General features: G+C 71.3%; 17 protein-coding genes. 14 read left to right on the forward strand and 3 right to left on the reverse strand.

Annotation, left to right across the window (positions count from 1 at the left end; genetic code table 11):
- Positions 1–18 precede the first annotated feature (18 nt).
- A complete protein-coding gene (locus OG972_RS22295; protein ID WP_266984110.1) occupies positions 19–441 on the reverse strand; it encodes a pyridoxamine 5'-phosphate oxidase family protein in 423 nt (140 codons plus the stop codon).
- Between the two features lie 230 nt (positions 442–671).
- Here OG972_RS22295 and clpB point away from each other — a divergent pair, with 230 nt between their 5' ends.
- The gene (clpB, locus tag OG972_RS22300) at positions 672–3,269 is read left to right on the forward strand and encodes an ATP-dependent chaperone ClpB (RefSeq protein ID WP_266984112.1); all 2,598 of its coding nucleotides are present in this window, start codon (positions 672–674) and stop codon (positions 3,267–3,269) included.
- Between the two features lie 15 nt (positions 3,270–3,284).
- Here clpB and OG972_RS22305 read toward each other — a convergent pair whose 3' ends face one another.
- Complete coding sequence (locus tag OG972_RS22305) at positions 3,285–3,746, reverse strand: hypothetical protein (RefSeq protein WP_266984113.1); 462 nt, start codon at positions 3,744–3,746, stop codon at positions 3,285–3,287.
- 145 nt (positions 3,747–3,891) lie between these two features.
- Between OG972_RS22305 and OG972_RS22310 the strand changes: the two genes are divergently transcribed.
- Positions 3,892–4,449, forward strand: a complete 558-nt coding sequence (locus OG972_RS22310; RefSeq protein ID WP_266984115.1) for a YbjN domain-containing protein — start codon at positions 3,892–3,894, stop codon at positions 4,447–4,449.
- A 222-nt stretch (positions 4,450–4,671) separates the two neighbouring features.
- Here the strand turns inward: OG972_RS22310 and OG972_RS22315 are convergent, their stop codons facing one another.
- Positions 4,672–5,850, reverse strand: a complete 1,179-nt coding sequence (locus tag OG972_RS22315; RefSeq protein ID WP_266984117.1) for a pyridoxal phosphate-dependent aminotransferase — start codon at positions 5,848–5,850, stop codon at positions 4,672–4,674.
- A gap of 137 nt (positions 5,851–5,987) precedes the next feature.
- Between OG972_RS22315 and OG972_RS22320 the strand changes: the two genes are divergently transcribed.
- From OG972_RS22320 to kynU, 12 genes are all read left to right on the forward strand, one after another.
- A complete protein-coding gene (locus tag OG972_RS22320; RefSeq protein WP_266984119.1) occupies positions 5,988–6,281 on the forward strand; it encodes a hypothetical protein in 294 nt (97 codons plus the stop codon).
- Between the two features lie 306 nt (positions 6,282–6,587).
- Complete coding sequence (locus tag OG972_RS22325) at positions 6,588–7,109, forward strand: DUF2617 family protein (protein ID WP_266984121.1); 522 nt, start codon at positions 6,588–6,590, stop codon at positions 7,107–7,109.
- An 84-nt stretch (positions 7,110–7,193) separates the two neighbouring features.
- Positions 7,194–8,804, forward strand: a complete 1,611-nt coding sequence (locus OG972_RS22330; protein ID WP_266984123.1) for a polyamine aminopropyltransferase — start codon at positions 7,194–7,196, stop codon at positions 8,802–8,804.
- A gap of 120 nt (positions 8,805–8,924) precedes the next feature.
- A complete protein-coding gene (locus OG972_RS22335) occupies positions 8,925–9,797 on the forward strand; it encodes an SRPBCC domain-containing protein (RefSeq protein WP_266984125.1) in 873 nt (290 codons plus the stop codon).
- A gap of 21 nt (positions 9,798–9,818) precedes the next feature.
- Complete coding sequence (locus tag OG972_RS22340; protein WP_266984127.1) at positions 9,819–10,619, forward strand: aldose 1-epimerase; 801 nt, start codon at positions 9,819–9,821, stop codon at positions 10,617–10,619.
- A 25-nt stretch (positions 10,620–10,644) separates the two neighbouring features.
- A complete protein-coding gene (pyrE, locus tag OG972_RS22345; protein ID WP_266984129.1) occupies positions 10,645–11,184 on the forward strand; it encodes an orotate phosphoribosyltransferase in 540 nt (179 codons plus the stop codon).
- 213 nt (positions 11,185–11,397) lie between these two features.
- Complete coding sequence (fbaA, locus tag OG972_RS22350) at positions 11,398–12,420, forward strand: class II fructose-bisphosphate aldolase (protein ID WP_266984131.1); 1,023 nt, start codon at positions 11,398–11,400, stop codon at positions 12,418–12,420.
- A gap of 88 nt (positions 12,421–12,508) precedes the next feature.
- Complete coding sequence (locus OG972_RS22355; RefSeq protein ID WP_266984133.1) at positions 12,509–13,687, forward strand: MalY/PatB family protein; 1,179 nt, start codon at positions 12,509–12,511, stop codon at positions 13,685–13,687.
- 140 nt (positions 13,688–13,827) lie between these two features.
- Positions 13,828–15,345 (forward strand): MFS transporter, encoded by a 1,518-nt coding sequence (locus tag OG972_RS22360; RefSeq protein WP_266984134.1) that lies wholly within the window; start codon positions 13,828–13,830, stop codon positions 15,343–15,345.
- A 55-nt stretch (positions 15,346–15,400) separates the two neighbouring features.
- A complete protein-coding gene (locus OG972_RS22365) occupies positions 15,401–15,814 on the forward strand; it encodes a DUF3151 domain-containing protein (protein WP_030977723.1) in 414 nt (137 codons plus the stop codon).
- Positions 15,815–15,975: 161 nt separating this feature from the next.
- Entirely contained in the window at positions 15,976–16,824 is an 849-nt protein-coding gene (locus tag OG972_RS22370; protein WP_266984137.1) for a tryptophan 2,3-dioxygenase family protein, read from the forward strand.
- A complete protein-coding gene (gene kynU / locus OG972_RS22375) occupies positions 16,817–18,031 on the forward strand; it encodes a kynureninase (protein WP_266984139.1) in 1,215 nt (404 codons plus the stop codon). The genes OG972_RS22370 and kynU overlap by 8 nt, the downstream gene beginning before the upstream one ends.
- Positions 18,032–18,074 lie beyond the last annotated feature (43 nt).

An 18,074-nucleotide genomic window follows, 5' to 3' on the forward strand; every position in this document is an offset into this window, starting at 1 on the left:
GCTGCCCGGAGGCGGCCGTCAGGCCGTGCGGACCGGTGCGCCCCGGCCCAGTGCCCGGTCGAGGGCGATCTCGATGACGACCCGGTTCGGGTTGGGTGTCGGCGTGCGCCCGTAGCGTTCCGCGTAGCGGAGTACCGCGTCGTCGACCACGTCCTGCTCCGTACGGACCGTCGCGCGGCCCTCCAGCGTCGCCCAGCGCCCCCGGTCCACCTGGCAGACCGCCACCCGTGCCCCGTCCGGACCGGCGGCCAGGACGTTGGCGACCTTTCTGCTGCTCTTGTTGGTGATGATGCGGGCGAGCCCGGCCTCGGGGTCGTACGTCACGCCGACCGGCACCACGTGCGGGCTGCCGTCGGGGCGGTGGGTGGTCAGGGTGCACACGTGGTACTCGCGCCAGAAGGCGAGGTACTCGGGGCTGGGGTTGCGTACGTCTACGGCCATGGGGAAAGGGTAGGCATCCGCAGACCCGTGCCCCGATGCGGTGCGGTGGCGGAGGAGCGGTCCGGCCGGTTCACTCGACCGGGAGCCCTGTTTCCTCTCCGGGTTCCGGCCCTGGTTCAAGTGGCGTGGGACCGCAGGATGCGCCTTGAGTGGAATAGACTCAACTTTGTGGACGTTGATCTGGTCAGAGTTATGGACAGGCCAGTCACCGCAAGGAGGAGAGAGCGCACGTGGACGCCGAGCTGACCAACAAGAGCCGGGATGCCATCAATGCGGCCACCAGCAGGGCCGTGAAGGACGGACACCCCGATCTGACCCCTGGGCATCTTGTCCTCGCCCTGCTCCAGGGCGAGGACAACGAGAACATCATCGACCTGCTGGCCGCCGTCGAGGCCGACCAGGCCGCCGTGCGCAGCGAGACCGAGCGGCTGCTCGCGTCGCTGCCCAGCGTCACCGGGTCGACCGTCGCTCCGCCGCAGCCCAACCGTGAGCTGCTCGCCGTCATCTCCGACGCCGCGCAGCGCGCGAAGGAGCTCGGCGACGACTACCTCTCCACCGAGCATCTGCTGATCGGTATCGCGGCCGAGGGCGGCCGCGCCGGTGAGATCCTCACCGGGCAGGGCGCCGGCGCGAATAAGCTGCTGGACGCATTCGAGAAGAGCAGGGGAGGGCGCCGGGTGACCACACCCGACCCGGAGGGCCAGTACAAGGCCCTGGAGAAGTTCGGCACCGACTTCACGGCCGCCGCGCGCGAGGGCAAGCTCGACCCCGTCATCGGACGTGACCAGGAGATCCGGCGCGTCGTGCAGGTCCTGTCGCGGCGTACGAAGAACAACCCCGTGCTCATCGGCGAGCCCGGCGTCGGCAAGACCGCCGTCGTCGAGGGGCTCGCCCAGCGCATCGTCAAGGGCGATGTGCCGGAGAGCCTGCGGAACAAGCGGCTCGTCTCGCTGGACCTGGGAGCCATGGTCGCGGGCGCCAAGTACCGCGGGGAGTTCGAGGAGCGCCTGAAGACCGTCCTCTCCGAGATCAAGGAGAGCGACGGCCAGATCATCACGTTCATCGACGAGCTCCACACCGTCGTGGGCGCGGGCGCCGGTGGGGACTCCGCCATGGACGCGGGCAACATGCTCAAGCCGATGCTGGCCCGCGGCGAGCTGCGGATGGTGGGTGCGACGACGCTCGACGAGTACCGCGAGCGGATCGAGAAGGACCCCGCCCTGGAGCGCCGCTTCCAGCAGGTCCTGGTCGCCGAGCCGTCCGTGGAGGACACCATCGCGATCCTCCGCGGCCTCAAGGGCCGTTACGAGGCGCACCACAAGGTGCAGATCGCGGACTCCGCGCTGGTCGCCGCCGCGACCCTGTCCGACCGTTACATCACCTCCCGCTTCCTCCCCGACAAGGCCATCGACCTGGTCGACGAGGCGGCGTCCCGGCTGCGTATGGAGATCGACTCCTCGCCCGTCGAGATCGACGAACTGCAGCGCGCCGTCGACCGCCTGCGGATGGAGGAGCTGGCGCTGAAGAGCGAGACCGATGCCGCTTCCGTCCAGCGTCTGGAGAAGCTCCGCCGCGACCTCGCCGACAAGGAGGAGGAGCTGCGCGGCCTCACCGCCCGCTGGGAGAAGGAGAAGCAGAGCCTCAACCGCGTCGGTGAGCTGAAGGAGCGCCTCGACGATCTGCGTGGACAGGCCGAGCGTGCCCAGCGCGACGGCGACTTCGACACCGCCTCCAAGCTGCTGTACGGGGAGATCCCGGGCCTGGAGCGGGAGCTCGCCGAGGCCGACGAGGCCGAGCAGGAGGCCGCCAAGGACACCATGGTCAAGGACGAGGTCGGCCCCGACGACATCGCCGATGTCGTCGGCGCCTGGACGGGCATTCCGGCCGGACGCCTGCTGGAGGGCGAGACCCAGAAGCTCCTGCGCATGGAGGAGGAGCTGGGCAGGCGGCTGATCGGCCAGACCGAGGCCGTGCAGGCGGTGTCGGACGCGGTACGCCGCACCAGGGCCGGTATCGCCGACCCGGACCGGCCCACCGGATCGTTCCTCTTCCTCGGCCCGACCGGTGTCGGCAAGACCGAGCTGGCGAAGGCGCTCGCCGACTTCCTGTTCGACGACGAGCGGGCCATGGTCCGCATCGACATGAGCGAGTACGGCGAGAAGCACAGCGTCGCCCGGCTGGTCGGTGCCCCGCCCGGCTATGTGGGGTACGAGGAGGGCGGCCAGCTCACGGAGGCGGTCCGTCGCCGCCCGTACAGCGTCATCCTGCTGGACGAGGTGGAGAAGGCCCACCCCGAGGTCTTCGACATCCTGCTCCAGGTGCTCGACGACGGGCGGCTCACCGACGGCCAGGGCCGGACGGTGGACTTCCGCAACACCATCCTGGTCCTGACGTCGAACCTGGGCAGCCAGTTCCTGGTCGACCCGCTGACCAAGCCGGAGGAGAAGAGGGAGCGGGTCCTGGAGCTCGTACGCGCCTCGTTCAAGCCGGAGTTCCTCAACCGGCTCGACGACCTGGTGGTCTTCTCCGCCCTCTCCGGCGACGAGCTCGCGCACATCGCCGCGCTCCAGATCGACCGGCTCGCCAAGCGGCTGGTCGACCGGCGGCTCACCCTGGACGTCACCCCGGCCGCGCTGGCCTGGCTGGCCAAGGAGGGCAACGACCCGGCGTACGGGGCACGGCCGCTGCGTCGCCTCATCCAGACCGCGATCGGTGACCGGCTCGCGAAGGAGATCCTCGCGGGCGAGGTCAGGGACGGGGACACCGTGCGGGTGGACACGTTCGGGGACGGCGAGGGGAGCGGTCTGATCGTAGGGCCCGCGCGGTAACGGACCGGGTGGTTCTCAGACGTCGAACGGCTCGAAGTGTACGAGGGCGGTGCCGCCGCCCTCGTACACGACCGACACATCGGCCGCGACCGCCTGGCTCGGCCGCTGGTCGCCGAACTCGATGTGCGCGCAGGTGTCGACCTCGCCGGCGCAGAACTTCGGGTCGAGCTCGGTGCCGGGGAACTCCGATTCCAGCCAGGCGTCCAACTCCTTACGGGTGATCCGGAAGCGGACGTCGTACTCCGTGTCCAGCCAGACGCGCGTCACGCACCGCCGGTCGCGCGCTCCGGCCGGCAACGGGACCCCGGTGAATTCCATCGCCTCGTCGCAGGGGACCTTCGACGCGCTGTCGAGGGGATTGTCGCTCGTCAGGAAGCCGATGACGGACCACCCGATCCAGGCGACGACGAGCACGGGCAGTGCCAGGAGCACCAAGGGGGAGCGGAAACGGGCGGCCCTGCCGCGTGTTCCGTCCATGACATCCCCTCCCGCGGGCCCTCCCGGAGCCCCTCCCCGACAGGCGGGATCATGTCAGCCGGTAGCTGATCGGACCAGTCGGGGGTTGCCATTCCCCGCCCACGATGGGAGAGGATGGCGCCAACCGTACGAAGGGAAATTCACGGTGAGCATCGACCCGTCCTCGATTCCGAATTTCGGGGGCCAGCCCGAACCGCAGGCGGCAGGACCGGAGGGCCCCGTCGTCCCTGACCAGGACCTCGTCAAGCAGCTTCTCGATCAGATGGAGCTGAAGTACGTCGTCGACGACGAGGGTGACCTCGCGGCGCCGTGGGAGGACTTCCGCACGTACTTCATGTTCCGTGGCGAGGACGAGCAGCAGGTCTTCTCGGTCCGTACGTTCTACGACCGCCCGCACCCCGCCGACCAGCGCCCGGTCCTCCTCGACGCGATCGACGACTGGAACCGCCGCACCCTGTGGCCCAAGGTCTACACCCACACCCACGAGGCCGAGGAGGGCGCCGAGGACACCGAGACCTCGGTCCGCCTGATCGGTGAGGCGCAGATGCTCATCGGTACGGGCGTCAGCCTGGAGCACTTCGTCTCGTCGACGGTCAGCTGGGTGCGGGCCTCGATCGAGTTCGACAAGTGGCTGCGGGAGCGTCTGGGGCTGGAGCCGGCCGACAAGGAGCCGGGCGACGGCTCGGACGCGCCGAGCGCCTGAGCGCACAGCCGTTCACAGCGCCGGCGGGACGGCGTCAGCAGATACGTCCCGTAGGCGCACGACAGCCCGGCCGGGGCGACGGTCACCACGACCGCCGTCCTCGGCCGGGTTTTTGTCGGGGTGTGCGCCGACGGCAGTGGCAGCGGGAACGCGGGCAGCAGGAAGCGCGGCTCGGACCCGAGGAAGCCGGAGCCGGACGGACGGCGCAGGACGGGCCGTCGCTCAGAGCCCCTTGAGTCGCGCGACGGCCTCGCGCAGCACGTCCTCCCGCTTGCAGAAGGCGAACCGGACCTTGCTGCGGCCTGCCTCCTGATGGTCGTAGAACACCGCGTTGGGGATGGCGACGACCCCGCACCGCTCGGGCAGCGCGCGGCAGAACGCGAATCCGTCGGTCTCGCCGCCGAGCGGACGGATGTCGGTGGTGACGAAGTACGTCCCGGCGGGCCGGTAGACCTCGAATCCGGCCTCGGCCAGCCCGGCGCTCAGCAGGTCCCGCTTGGCCCGCAGATCCGCGCGCAGCCCGTCGAAGTAGCTGTCGGGCAGACGCAGTGCCTCGGCGACCGCGTACTGGAACGGGCCCGCGGAGACGTAGGTCAGGAACTGCTTCGCCGAGCGGACCGCCGCCACCAGCTCCGGGGCCGCGGTCACCCAGCCGACCTTCCACCCGGTGAAGGAGAAGGTCTTGCCCGCGGAGCCGATGGTCACGGTCCGCTCCCGCATGCCCGGGAAGCCCGCGACCGGCAGGTGGGTGCCCTCGAAGACCAGATGCTCGTACACCTCGTCGGTGACGACGAGGAGGTCCCGCTCGCAGGCGAGTGCGGCGATCGCCGCCAGCTCCTCCCGGGTCAGGACGGTGCCGGTCGGATTGTGCGGGGTGTTGAGGAGGATCAGCCGGGTGCGGGAGGTGACGGCGGCGCGCAGCTCGTCGAGGTCGAGCCGGTACGTACCGCTGTCCGCGTCCGGGTGCAGGGTGACCGGGACGCGGGTGCCGCCGGCCATGGCGATGCACGCGGCGTAGGAGTCGTAGTACGGCTCCAGGGCGATGACCTCGTCGCCGGGTTCCACCAGGGCGAGCAGGGCGGCGGCGATGGCCTCGGTGGCGCCCGCCGTGACGAGGACCTCGGAGTCGGGGTCGTACGCGAGTCCGTACCTCCGCTGCTGGTGGTCGGCGATCGCGGTGCGCAGTTCCGGGACGCCGGGGCCCGGCGGGTACTGGTTGCCGTGGCCGGCGCGCAGCGCGCGGACCGCGGCCTCCCGGATCTCTTCGGGGCCGTCGGTGTCGGGGAAGCCCTGGCCGAGGTTGATGGAGCCGGTCCGTACGGCCAGCGCCGACATCTCCGCGAAGATCGTCGTGCCGAATTCGGCGAGGCGGCGGTTGAGCAGCGGTCGTCCCTGTGTCATGCCCGCCATCCTGGGCCGAAGCTCTGGAGTTGCTCAAGTCTGCTTTGGCTCCGGGGGGCCGAGGGCATCCCCCACTCACGCGAGAAGCGGTGTGAAGCGGGGGACCTCGCTTCGGGGGACGGAAGGACGTGAGGTCGATGGAGAACTTTCCTGGTGTGCTGATCGGGGTCGTGCTCGTCGGGTTCGTCGTGGTGCTGCTGCTGGCGGCGGCGGCCAACCGGAGGTCGGGGCGGGTGCGCAGCGGGCGGCGCCGCGCGGGCAGTGGCTCGGGCGGTGGCGCGGCCGCCGGTGGCGGCTGGTGGGCCGGCGACGGCGGCGGCTCGTCCTGCGGAAGCGGCGGCCACTCCGGTGGTCACTCGTGCGGCGGGGGCTCCTCGTGCGGCGGCGGTTCTTCGTGCGGCGGCGGGGGCGGATGCGGCGGAGGCAGCTGACACGGGGCAGCTGGTCCGCGTGGTGAAGGTGCTCGGCGGGTGAACTCCCGCCGGGCACCTTTCTGTTGGGCCGTGCGGCGCGTTGGCGGTGAACAGTTGAACCGTCGGGCCCCCGAGGGGATGGAAACCACGGCAAGTTGGGCAAAAACGCTGTGGACGCGGCGTACTTCATGATTCCCTCGTTGGAGAGAACATTCAGCCCTCGGACCCCAGTTGGACCTGATCGGGCGTTCCCCACCCCCCGCGTGCGTCGTTACGGGGGCGTCCCCTGTCCATGTGTCCATGCGTGTTTTGCGGAGCCGACCCATGCTCACGACCCTCCAGACGGCCTATTCCGATACCTGTGCTGCCGACCTGGCCTGGGCGCTGGGGCGTGAGCCGCTCCCAGCCCTGGCCGTGCTCGACCTCGAGCTCGGCGGGGCCCAATTGCAGCTGCGTCTGCTCGGCGCCTCCCACCAGGTGCTTCTCGAGGAGGACGGCGGTACCTGTTCCGAAACGGTCGCCTGCATCCCCGGCAGCTCCACGCCGCTGCCGCTCGGCGTCGCCAAACGCCTCGGTGACTGGGAGTACGAGTTCGCGGCGCGCGTCGAGACGCTCTCCGCGGGCTCCTTCGCCGGGCGTGCGCAGGAGCTCCTCGCGCTGGTGACCGACCATCCGCACGGCCTCGCGGGTACGTTCCCCGGCAGCCCGCACGCCTTCACCGCCATGCTCGCGCAGCGGTCGGAGGACCAGGTCGGATGGCGCACCTGGCACGCGTACCCGCAGGAGGGGCAGTTGGTGGTGACCCGCACCAGGGTGGGAGTGCGGACGCCGGTGGTGGCGCCCTGAATCGCCTCGACTCGGTTGCGTGCACGGCACTTGCACCCTTGGGGGTGACAAGCAGCGACGTCATCGTGACGTAGCGTTCGCATCATGATCGACCAGCAGATGCAGGTGTCGTTGCGAGGGGGTGCGCCGCGTCTTCCCGTGCGACCGCGGACCGGTCGGTTCCTCGTGCTGGCCGTAGTTTTCGTCTGCGCCGCCTGCGGACTGGTCTACGAGCTCGAACTGGTCGCTCTCGCCTCCTACTTGACCGGCGATTCCGTCACCCAGGCATCCGTCGTGCTCTCCGTGATGGTCTTCGCGATGGGGATCGGCTCGCTGCTCGCGAAACGTCTGCGCAGCCATGCCGCCGTGGGTTTCGGGCTGATCGAGGCGGCTCTCGCACTGATCGGCGGCTGCTCGGCGCTCGTGCTCTACGCGTCGTTCGCGTGGATGGGGGAGTCACGCTTCGCGCTGGTCGGGTTCTCGCTCGCCATAGGCATCCTGATCGGCGCGGAGATCCCGCTGCTGATGACGCTGATCCAGCGCGTCGACCGGCAGGACGCGGGCGGGGCGGTCGCGGATCTGTTCGCCGCCGACTACGTGGGTGCGCTGGTCGGCGGACTGGCCTTCCCCTTCCTCCTGCTGCCGGCCCTCGGCCAGCTCACCGGGGCGCTGCTCACCGGCACGGTCAACGCGGCGGCAGGCGGGGCGCTGGTGCTGTGGGTGTTCCGGCGGGACCTGACCCGGCGGTCCCGGTGGCTGCTGATCGTCGCCAACGTGACGGTGATCGCCCTGCTGGCCGCCGCCACGGTGCTGGTCGACGACTTCGAGCGGGTGGCACGGCGTGCGGTGTACGGGGACCAGGTGCGGGTCACCGTACAGACCGACGTGCAGGAGGTCGTCCTCACCGGGGCCGGTCGCAGCTCCCTGGACCTCTTCCTGGACGGGCGGCTGCGGGTCAGCGCCCGCGACGAGTACCGGTACCACGAGGCACTGGTCCATCCGGCGATGAACGGGCGCCATGCCCGGGTGCTGATCCTGGGTGGGGGCGACGGCCTGGCCGCCCGCGAGGTGCTGCGCTACCCGGACGTACGGAGCGTCACGGTCGTCGAGCTCGACCGCGGCGTCACCCGACTGGCCCGTACCGACCCCGCACTCTCCGCGCTGAACGCGCACGCGTACCGCGATCCGCGGCTGACCGCCGTCACCGCGGACGCGTTCAACTGGCTGCGGGAGGCGTCGCACGGTGGCTACGACGTGGTGATCTCCGACCTGCCGGACCCCGGGATCACGGCGAGCACGAAGCTGTACTCGGCGGAGTTCTACGGCCTGGCCACCGAAGCCCTCGCGCCGGGCGGACGGCTGGTGGTGCACGCGGGCCCGCCCGTCGTCCGGCCCCGGACGTTCTGGACGGTCGAGGCGTCCATGAGCGCGGCGGGCCTGCGGACCCGCCCGTACCGCATCTGCGGCCGTCCGTCCGGCTTCGCGGCGGGCCCGGACCGCACGACGGACGCTGCGCAGGGCCGCCCCGACTGGGGCTTCGTCCTCGCCCGCCCGGGCGTGAGACCTCCGGCCCTTCACCTGCCTCCACGTCCGCCGAAACTTCGGTTCCTCTCGGAAGGGGAGCTGGCGCGGGCGGCCCGGTACGCGGAGGGCCGACGGCTGCGGGGCCAGGTGCCGTCGACGCTCGTGCATCCGCGGTACTGGGAGGAGCCGTGAGGGCGCGAGGGGGCTCGCCTGGTCCGGGGGATCGGAGGTGTGTCGCTCCGGGGGAGATCCCGTCTCTTCCGGGTGCGGAAGCGCTGACGGGGCGGCCGTGCCTGAGTAGGCTCGGTTTCCATGGAGCATGAGGTGTTCGTTCCGGTTCCGGTCCCGTCCCTGCTGCGGACGCTGGGCGACTCCGCCCGTGTCGCCCGCTGCGTGCCGGGCCTCCAGCAGGATGCCGACGTGTCCGCGGGCCCCCTGGCCGGCCGGCTCAAGGTCCGGATCGGCGGCCACACGATCACGTACCGCGGCACGCTGACACCGACCGCGCTGCCGGACGGGGCAGGGTTTTCCGTCACCGGTGAGGGTGTGGAGGCGCGGGGCACCGGCTCGGCGAAGCTCGGCCTGACGATCCGCCTGACGGAGACGGACGGCGGTACGACGATCGCGTTCACGGGCACGGCGGGCGGCGAGGGCCGCATCGTGGAGCTGGAACCGGAGACGGCGCTGACGGCGGCGTACCGACTGCTGGACCGCTTCACGCAGCAGCTGGTGACCGAGACATTGGCGACGCACGGCGCGGGCGACCAGCCCGAAGGGGCGACCACGGACGACGTGAGCGCCGACCGCGTGCGGTCCGAGGAGGCACCCTCCGCCGAGGCGCCGTCCGACGGCACGCCCCCTGCCGAGGCACCCTCCGACCGGACACCCCCCGGCACCGGCTCGGTCTTCGAGGCGCCGGTGCCGCCGCCCTCGCTCGACCCCAACGCGGACACGGGGTTCCCCGCCCCCGAGGGGCCGCCCGCCGAGGCCGCGCACGCGCGCCGGACCATGATCGGGCGCAGCGCGGAGGAGGTCGACCACGCGCCGCCGCGCGGCCGGTACGCCCCCGTGCCGTCGCCCGAGTCGACCACCGCGGGCGCCACGCTGCGCTGGGTGGCCCCGGCGGCCGCCCTCGCGCTCGCCTCCGCGGTCGTCATCGGCCGGGCGCTGCGGCGGCGGAGGTAGCGGCGCCAGTAGTGTCGTCGTGTGAGCAGTAGCGAGAAGAACGTCCGGCTGTCCGTCGGCGACGCCGAGTTGACCGTGGACCCCGCCAATGGCTGCCGCATCAGCAGCCTCCGGATCGGGGGCACCGAACTGCTGCGGCAGGGGGAGCGGTACGGCTGTTTCCCCATGGTGCCGTGGTGCGGGCGGACCGAGGACGGCCGGTTCCACAACGGCGATGTGCTCCACCAGCTGCCGCTGAACTCCCCGCCGCACGCCATCCACGGCACCGGCCGTGACACCGCGTGGCTCACGGCGAAGGAGGGCGGGACCGACGCCGCGTTCTACTACGACCTGGCCGAGCCGTGGCCGTATCCGGGCCGCGTCACCCAGACCTTCGAACTGGCCGAGGACTCGATCACGCTCGCGTTCGGCATCGAGACGTACGGGGACTCGTTCCCCGCACAGGCCGGCTGGCACCCCTGGTTCCTGCGCAACCTCGGAACCGGCGGTGACGACGTGCAGATCGGCTTCGACGCCGCCTGGCAGGAGGAGCGGGGCGAGAACCATCTGCCGACCGGCCGCCGGATCCCGCCGCTGCCCGGCCCGTGGGACGACTGCTTCGGGATGCCCGACGGGGTTGACGTGACGCTCACCTGGCCGCAGCAACTGGAACTGAAGGTGAAGAGCCGGACCGAGTGGGTCGTCGTCTACGACGAGCAGGACGAGGCGGTCTGCGTGGAGCCGCAATCGGGTCCGCCGAACGGACTGAACACCGCGCCGCACTATGTCACCCCGATCGACCCGCTGGAGATCGTGACGACCTGGAGCTGGCGCAGGCTGTGAGGCGGGCGGCCTTAAGCTCGTAGCCATGACTGACGTACGTGCTGAGCTGCTCCAGCAGATCAAGGACAAGGCCGTGGTACACGGCAAGGTGACCCTCTCCTCGGGTCTTGAGGCCGACTGGTACATCGACCTGCGCCGCATCACGCTGGACGGCGAGGCTGCTCCGATGGTCGGTCAGGTCATGCTGGACGCGACCGCCGAGCTCGACTACGACTGCGTGGGCGGGCTGACGCTGGGCGCCGACCCGGTCGCCACGTCGATGCTGCACGCTGCCGCAGCGCGTGGGGAGCGGATGGACGCGTTCGTCGTCCGCAAGGCGCAGAAGGCGCACGGGATGCAGCGCCGGATCGAGGGCACGGACGTGAAGGGCCGCCGCTGCCTGGTGGTCGAGGACACCTCGACGACCGGCGGTTCGCCGCTGACGGCTGTGGAGGCGGTGCGCGAGGCCGGTGGCGAGGTCGTCGCTGTCGCCACGATCGTGGAGCGGGGTGCGGCTCCGGCCATTGCCGAGGCGGGTCTCCCGTACATCCACGCCTACACGGTGTCGGACCTCGACCTGGCCTGATCGCTGGCCTGACCTGCGTTTTTCTTCGAGGGCGGACGGTTTCACGTGAAACCGTCCGCCCTCGTCGTATGCCTCCAGCGGCCCGGCCCGACCGCCCAGGGAGTCCGCCGGGTGGAGCCGGAGCGAGAGTCTGGGAAGATGGGGGCGACGATGACGTCGCCCCCAGGTCAGGGAACCAGCAACGCACACCCGCACATCCCAAGGAGCGGACAGATGCCCATCGCAACCCCCGAGGTCTACGCCGAGATGCTCGACCGGGCGAAGGCAGGCAAGTTCGCCTACCCGGCCATCAATGTGACGTCGACCCAGACCCTGCACGCTGCACTGCGCGGCTTCGCGGAGGCGGAGAGCGACGGCATCGTCCAGATCTCCACCGGTGGGGCGGAGTTCCTGGGCGGCCAGCACAACAAGGACATGGTCACGGGCGCCGTTGCCCTCGCCGAGTTCGCGCACATCGTCGCCGCCAAGTACGACATCACGGTCGCGCTGCACACCGACCACTGCCCCAAGGACAAGCTGGACGGCTATGTACGTCCGCTGCTCGACATCTCCGCCGAGCGCGTCGCCAAGGGCCTGAACCCGCTGTTCCAGTCCCACATGTGGGACGGTTCGGCCGAGACCCTCGCCGACAACCTGGCCATCGGCCAGGAGCTGCTGGCCAAGGCCGCCGCCGCCAAGATCATTCTTGAGGTCGAGATCACCCCGACCGGTGGCGAGGAGGACGGTGTCACGCACGAGATCAACGACGAGCTGTACACCACCGTCGACGACGCGCTGCGTACCGCCGAGGCGCTCGGTCTGGGCGAGAAGGGCCGCTACCTGCTGGCCGCGTCCTTCGGCAACGTGCACGGCGTCTACAAGCCGGGCAACGTCGTGCTCCGTCCCGAGCTGCTGAAGGACCTCCAGGAGGGCGTCGGCGCCAAGTACGGCAAGTCGTCGCCCTTCGATTTTGTCTTCCACGGCGGCTCCGGCTCCACCGAGCAGGAGATTGCCACCGCGCTGGAGAACGGCGTCGTGAAGATGAACCTCGACACCGACACCCAGTACGCCTTCACCCGCCCGATCGTGGACCACGTGTTCCGCAACTACGACGGCGTGCTGAAGGTCGACGGCGAGGTCGGCAACAAGAAGGTCTACGACCCGCGCAGCTGGGGCAAGTCCGCCGAGGCGGGCATGGCCAAGCGCGTCACGGAGGCCTGCGCCAACCTGCGGTCCACCGGCACGAAGCTGAAGTAGCAGTAGGTACGAACGGCGGCCGTGGGCCCGGTACTCCCTGGGGGTGCCGGGCCCACGGCACGTCCGCGAACGAGCAGAAGGAGCACTGGTGCAGGCGAGCGCACGCTATGACTTCGACACCGTCGTCGACCGCAGGGGCACCTGGTGCGTCCAGTGGGACGGAGTCGCCGACCGGTTCGGGGTCGACGGGCTCCTCCCGTTCACCATTTCCGACATGGACTTCGAGACCGCCCCGGAGGTGCTGACCGCGCTGCGGACCCGCCTCGACCACGGCGTCCTCGGCTACACCAGTTGGCAGCACGACGACTTCCGGTCGGCGATAGCGCACTGGTACGGGACCCGGTACGGCACCGAGCTGGACACCGGCCGGCTGGTCTACGCCCCGTCGGTGCTCAGCCAGCTCTCGCAGCTCCTCCAGATGTGGACGGCGCAGGGCGACGGCGTCGTCGTCCACACCCCCACGTACGACGGCTTCCGCAAGGCGATCACCGGTCTCGGCCGGGAGCTGCGGGGCGTGCCGGTGGGCGACACGGAGGCGCTGGAGCGGGAGCTGGCGCGCCCCGACGCGAAGGTGCTGGTGCTGTGTTCGCCGCACAACCCGACCGGCCGGGTGTGGACGGAGCCGGAGCTCGTCGAGACGGCGGCGCTGGCGGCGCGCCACGGGGTCGCGGTGATCAGCGACGAGATCCACGCGGACTTCGTGCACGAGGGCCATAGGCATGTGCCGTGGGTGCGCGTGGCAGGTGCGGGCGGGGGCCGCTGGGCGGTGATCTCGTCCGCCTCGAAGTCCTTCAACTTTCCGGCGCTGACCGGCTCGTACGGCATCATCGGCGACCCGGTGGACCGGACGGAGTTCCTGCGGCGCATGGAGACGGCCGAGGGGCTCGCCTCCCCGGCGGTCCTGTCGCTGACCGCGCACATAGCCGCGTACCGGGAGGGCGGGGAGTGGCTGGACGCGGTCCGGGAGTACGTCTCCGACAACCTGGCACTGGTCGCGGAACGCCTGAACACGGCCTTTCCCGAGCTGTCCTGGGAACCGCCGCAGGCCGGCTACCTGGCGTGGATCGACCTGCGCCCGCTGGGTGTGGACGACGAGGCGCTGCAGCGGGTGCTGATCGAACGCGAGAAGGTCGCGATCATGCCGGGGGCGGTGTACGGCGCGGAGGGCTTCCTGCGTCTGAACGTCGGGTGCCCGCGCAGCAAGGTGGAGGCGGGCGTCGAGGCGCTGATCCGGGCGCTGGGGGCGGTGCGGGCGTCGAGGGGCTGATCCGGGCGCTGGGGGCGGTGCGGGCGTCGAGGGGCTGATCCGGGCGCTGGGGGCGGTGCGGGCGTCGAGGGGCTGATCCGGGACCGGCAGGTGTCCGCGCCGGACTGGCCGCCTCCCGCCGGACCGGGGATGCTGCTCGCATGGTCGAGACACCCGCCGGTCAGATCCGTGCCGCCTCCGCACCCGGGCGCTGGGTCGTTCTGACCACCGTCCTCGGGTCCGCCATGGCCATGCTCGACTCCACCGTCGTCAACGTCGCCCTGCCCCGTATCGGCAAGGACCTCGGCACCGATCTGGCCGCTCTCCAGTGGACCGTCAACGCCTACATGCTGACTCTTGCCGGGCTGATCCTGCTCGGTGGGGCGCTCGGGGACCGGTACGGGCGGCGGCGGGTGTTCGTCGTGGGGGTGGTGTGGTTCGCTGCCGCCTCGCTGCTGTGCGGCGTCGCGCCGAATGCCGGCGTGCTGATTGCGGCCCGGGCCCTTCAGGGGGTGGGCGGGGCGCTCCTCACGCCCGGGTCGCTGGCGTTGATCCAGGCCAGTTTTCACCCGGACGACCGGGCGCGCGCGGTCGGGCTGTGGTCCGGCTTCGGTGGGGTGGGGGCGGCGATCGGGCCGTTCGTCGGGGGGTGGCTCGTCGACGGGCCGGGGTGGCGGTGGGTGTTCCTGATCAATGTGCCGGTCGCCGTGATCTGTGTGCCGGTCGCACTGCGGCACGTACCGGAGTCGCGGGACCCGCACGCGCACGGGCGCTTCGATGTCCTGGGGGCCGTGCTCGGCGCGCTGGCTCTGGCTCTCGTGACGTACGCGTTGATCGAGGCTCCCGGGCAGGGGGCGTCCGCTGCGGTGATCGGGGCGGCCGTGGGCGGAGTGCTGCTCGGGGTGGCGTTCGTGCAGGTGGAGCGGCGGCGGGCGAACCCCATGCTGCCGCCATCGGTGTTCGAGTCCCGCCTGTTCACCGCCGTCAATGTCGTCACACTCTGCGTGTACGCGGCGCTCGGCGGCTATTTCTTCCTCTCCGCCATTCAGCTCCAGGTCGTGGCCGGGTACTCCGCGCTCGGTGCCGGGACCGCCCTCCTTCCGAGCACCGTGCTGATGCTGCTCTTCTCCGCCTCGTCGGGCGAGCTGGGGCAGCGCATCGGCCCCCGTATCCCGCTCACCGTCGGGCCGCTGCTGGCCGCCGCCGGGATGCTGCTCATGCTGCGGGTGGGGCCCGGCGACGCCTCCGTCTCCGCGTACGTCCAGCACGTGCTGCCCGCCGTCGCCGTGCTCGGCCTCGGCCTGGTCACCCTGGTGGCGCCGCTCACCGCGACCGTCCTCGCCTCCGTCGACACCGCGCGCGCCGGGCTGGCCAGCGGGATCAACAACGCCGCCGCCCGCGCCGCCGGCCTGATCGCCGTGGCCGCGCTGCCGCTGCTCGCCGGGATGGGGCCCGAGGCGTACCGCGACGCCGGTGAGTTCGCCGCGACCTTCCGGCGGGCCATGCCGATGTGTGCCGGGCTGATGGTGCTGGGCTCGGCGATCGCCTGGGCGACCGTACGGACACCGCCCGCGGACCGGAAGGGCAAGGCGCGTCCGGAATGCACCGTGCACTGCGGTGTCGTGGCACCTCCCCTGGAGCCCGCGCGGGACGAGAACGGGGAGCCGGGCCGGGCCTGACCGTTCGGGGCGCCCGGCTACCCCCGACACGCATGTGCCAGGCACACTTGAACCCATGTCCATCCACGAGAACCTGCTCGGGGGGCCTCCCCCGACCCACCTGCCCGACGACCCGGAGCCGCGCGAGCTGCTCGCGAACGGCACCGCCCCCGCCGACGTCGCCGCGAAGTACCCGACCTCCTCGCTGGCCTGGGCGCAGCTCGCCGACGAGGCGTTCGAGGGCGGCCGCGTCATCGAGTCGTACGCCTATGCCCGCACCGGTTACCACCGCGGCCTCGACGCGCTCCGCAGGGCCGGCTGGAAGGGCCACGGGCCCGTACCGTTCGAGCACGAGCCGAACCGCGGTTTCCTGCGCGCCCTGCACGCCCTGGCGCGCGCCGCGCAGTCGATCGGTGAGCAGGAGGAGTACGAGCGCTGCTCGACGTTCCTCCGCGACTCGTCGCCGACCGCCGCCGAGATCCTGGGATAGCGGGCGCATACGCCCTGTTCACGGCCCCGCAGACGTATCGCCGTCTGCGGGGCCTGCGTCTTTCGCGGGGCTCCGCTTAGGATGCGGACAGGGGACCGGAGCTCCATCACCTCACGGAAGGGGCGGACCGCTACCCGGAAGCTCGTGTCGAGGAGACAGCAATGTCGACGATCCACCCCGACCCCGAAGCCACCGGTGCGGACACCCCGCACCTGGACTTCGCGGGAACGACTCCGTACGAGGACTATGTCCAGGCGGATGTCCTGACCCACCTCCAGCACCTCCGCTCCGACGACCCGGGCGAGATGGTCTTCCTGGTCACCACTCAGGTCATGGAGCTGTGGTTCACGGTCATCGTCCATGAGTGGGAGACCGCGGCGCTCGCCCTCCGCGAGGACCGGCTGCCGGTCGCACGCGATGCGCTGAAGCGGTCGGTGCGGGAACTCGAGGCGCTCAACGCGTCCTGGACGCCGCTCGCCCAGCTCACCCCTGCCCAGTTCAACTCCTACCGTGGCGCACTCGGTGAGGGCTCCGGCTTCCAGTCGGCGATGTACCGGCGGATGGAGTTCCTGCTCGGCGACAAGTCCGCGTCCATGCTCGTACCGCACCGGGGTGCACCCCGCGTCCACGCCGAACTGGAGAAGGCGCTCGCCGAACCGGGTCTGTACGACGAGGTGCTCGCTCTGCTCGCCCGGCGCGGGCACGCCGTACCGCAGGCCGTGCTCGGCCGTGACCTGACGCAGAAGTACGAGCCGTCCCCCGAGGTCGAGGCCGTCTGGGCGGAGATCTACGCCGATCCCGAGCGGCACGACGAGCTCGTCCGGCTCGGCGAGGCGCTCACCGACGTCGGTGAACTGGTGTGGCGCTGGCGCAACGACCACCTCGTCGCCACCCGGCGCGCGATGGGCTCGAAGACCGGCACCGGCGGCTCCGCCGGGGTCGCGTGGCTGGAGAAACGTGCCACGAAGAACGTGTTCCCGGAGCTGTGGACGGCGCGCAGCCATGTCTGAGACCTTCGCCGCGCGGGCCGCGGCACTCGACGCCGCCGACGAACTCGCCGATCTGCGGAAGCTGTTCACCCTCGACGACACCATGTATCTCGACGGCAACTCGCTGGGGGCGCTGCCCCGGCACGTACCCGCCCGGATGCAGGAGGTCCTCACCCGCGAGTGGGGCGAGCTGCGTATCCGGTCCTGGGACGAGAGCGGCTGGTGGACCGCGCCCGAGCGGATCGGCGACCGGATCGCCCCGCTCGTCGGGGCCGCCGCCGGGCAGATCGTGGTGGGCGATTCGACGAGCGTGAACGTCTTCAAGGCCGTCGTCGCCGCGAGCAGGCTGGCGCCCGAAGGACGCGACGAGATCCTGGTCGACGCGACGACGTTTCCCACGGACGGCTACATCGCCGAGTCCGCCGCCCGGATGACCGGGCACCGGCTCGTCCCCGTCGCCCCGGCGGACGTGCCGGGTGCGGTCGGCCCCCGTACCGCGGTCGTCCTGCTCAACCACGTCGACTTCCGCACCGGCCGGCTGCACGACCTGCCCGGTCTCACCGCTGCCGTGCACGCGGCGGGCGGGCTCGCGGTCTGGGACCTGTGCCACAGCGCGGGCGCGCTGCCGGTCGGGCTCGACGCGCACGGGGTTGACCTGGCGGTCGGCTGCACGTACAAGTACCTCAACGGCGGGCCCGGTTCGCCCGCCTATCTGTACGTCGCCGAGCGGCACCAGGCGGCCTTCGACTCGCCGCTGCCGGGGTGGACCTCGCACGCCGACCCGTTCGCGATGGCGCCGGGCTACGCTCCGGCCGACGGTTCCGTCCGCGGCCGGGTCGGAACCCCCGACATCCTGTCCATGCTGGCGCTCGAAGCGGCGCTGGACGTGTGGGACGGGGTGCCGGTCGAGGCGGTACGGGCCAAGTCGCTGGCGCTGACGGACTTCTTCCTGGAGTGCGTCGGGGCGTATGTGCCGGAGGGCGTGGTCGTCTCGGTCACCCCGGGGGCGCACGGGGAGCGCGGCAGCCAGGTGTCGTTGCGGTGTGTGGACGCGGCGGTCGCCGAGCCGACGATGCGTGCGCTCATCGCCCGGGGCGTGGTCGGGGATCTGCGGCGGCCGGATGTGCTGCGGTTCGGGTTCACGCCGTTGTACGTGGGGTTCGCGGATGTGGAGCGGGCTGCGCGGGTGCTGGGTGAGGTGGTGAACGGGCCGCTCGGCGGGGTGTGACGCCTGCCGCGTCCCCATGGTCAATCCCCGTGGGGACGCGGTG

Source organism: Streptomyces sp. NBC_01669 (assembly GCF_026339735.1).
GTDB lineage: Bacteria > Actinomycetota > Actinomycetes > Streptomycetales > Streptomycetaceae > Streptomyces > Streptomyces yanii.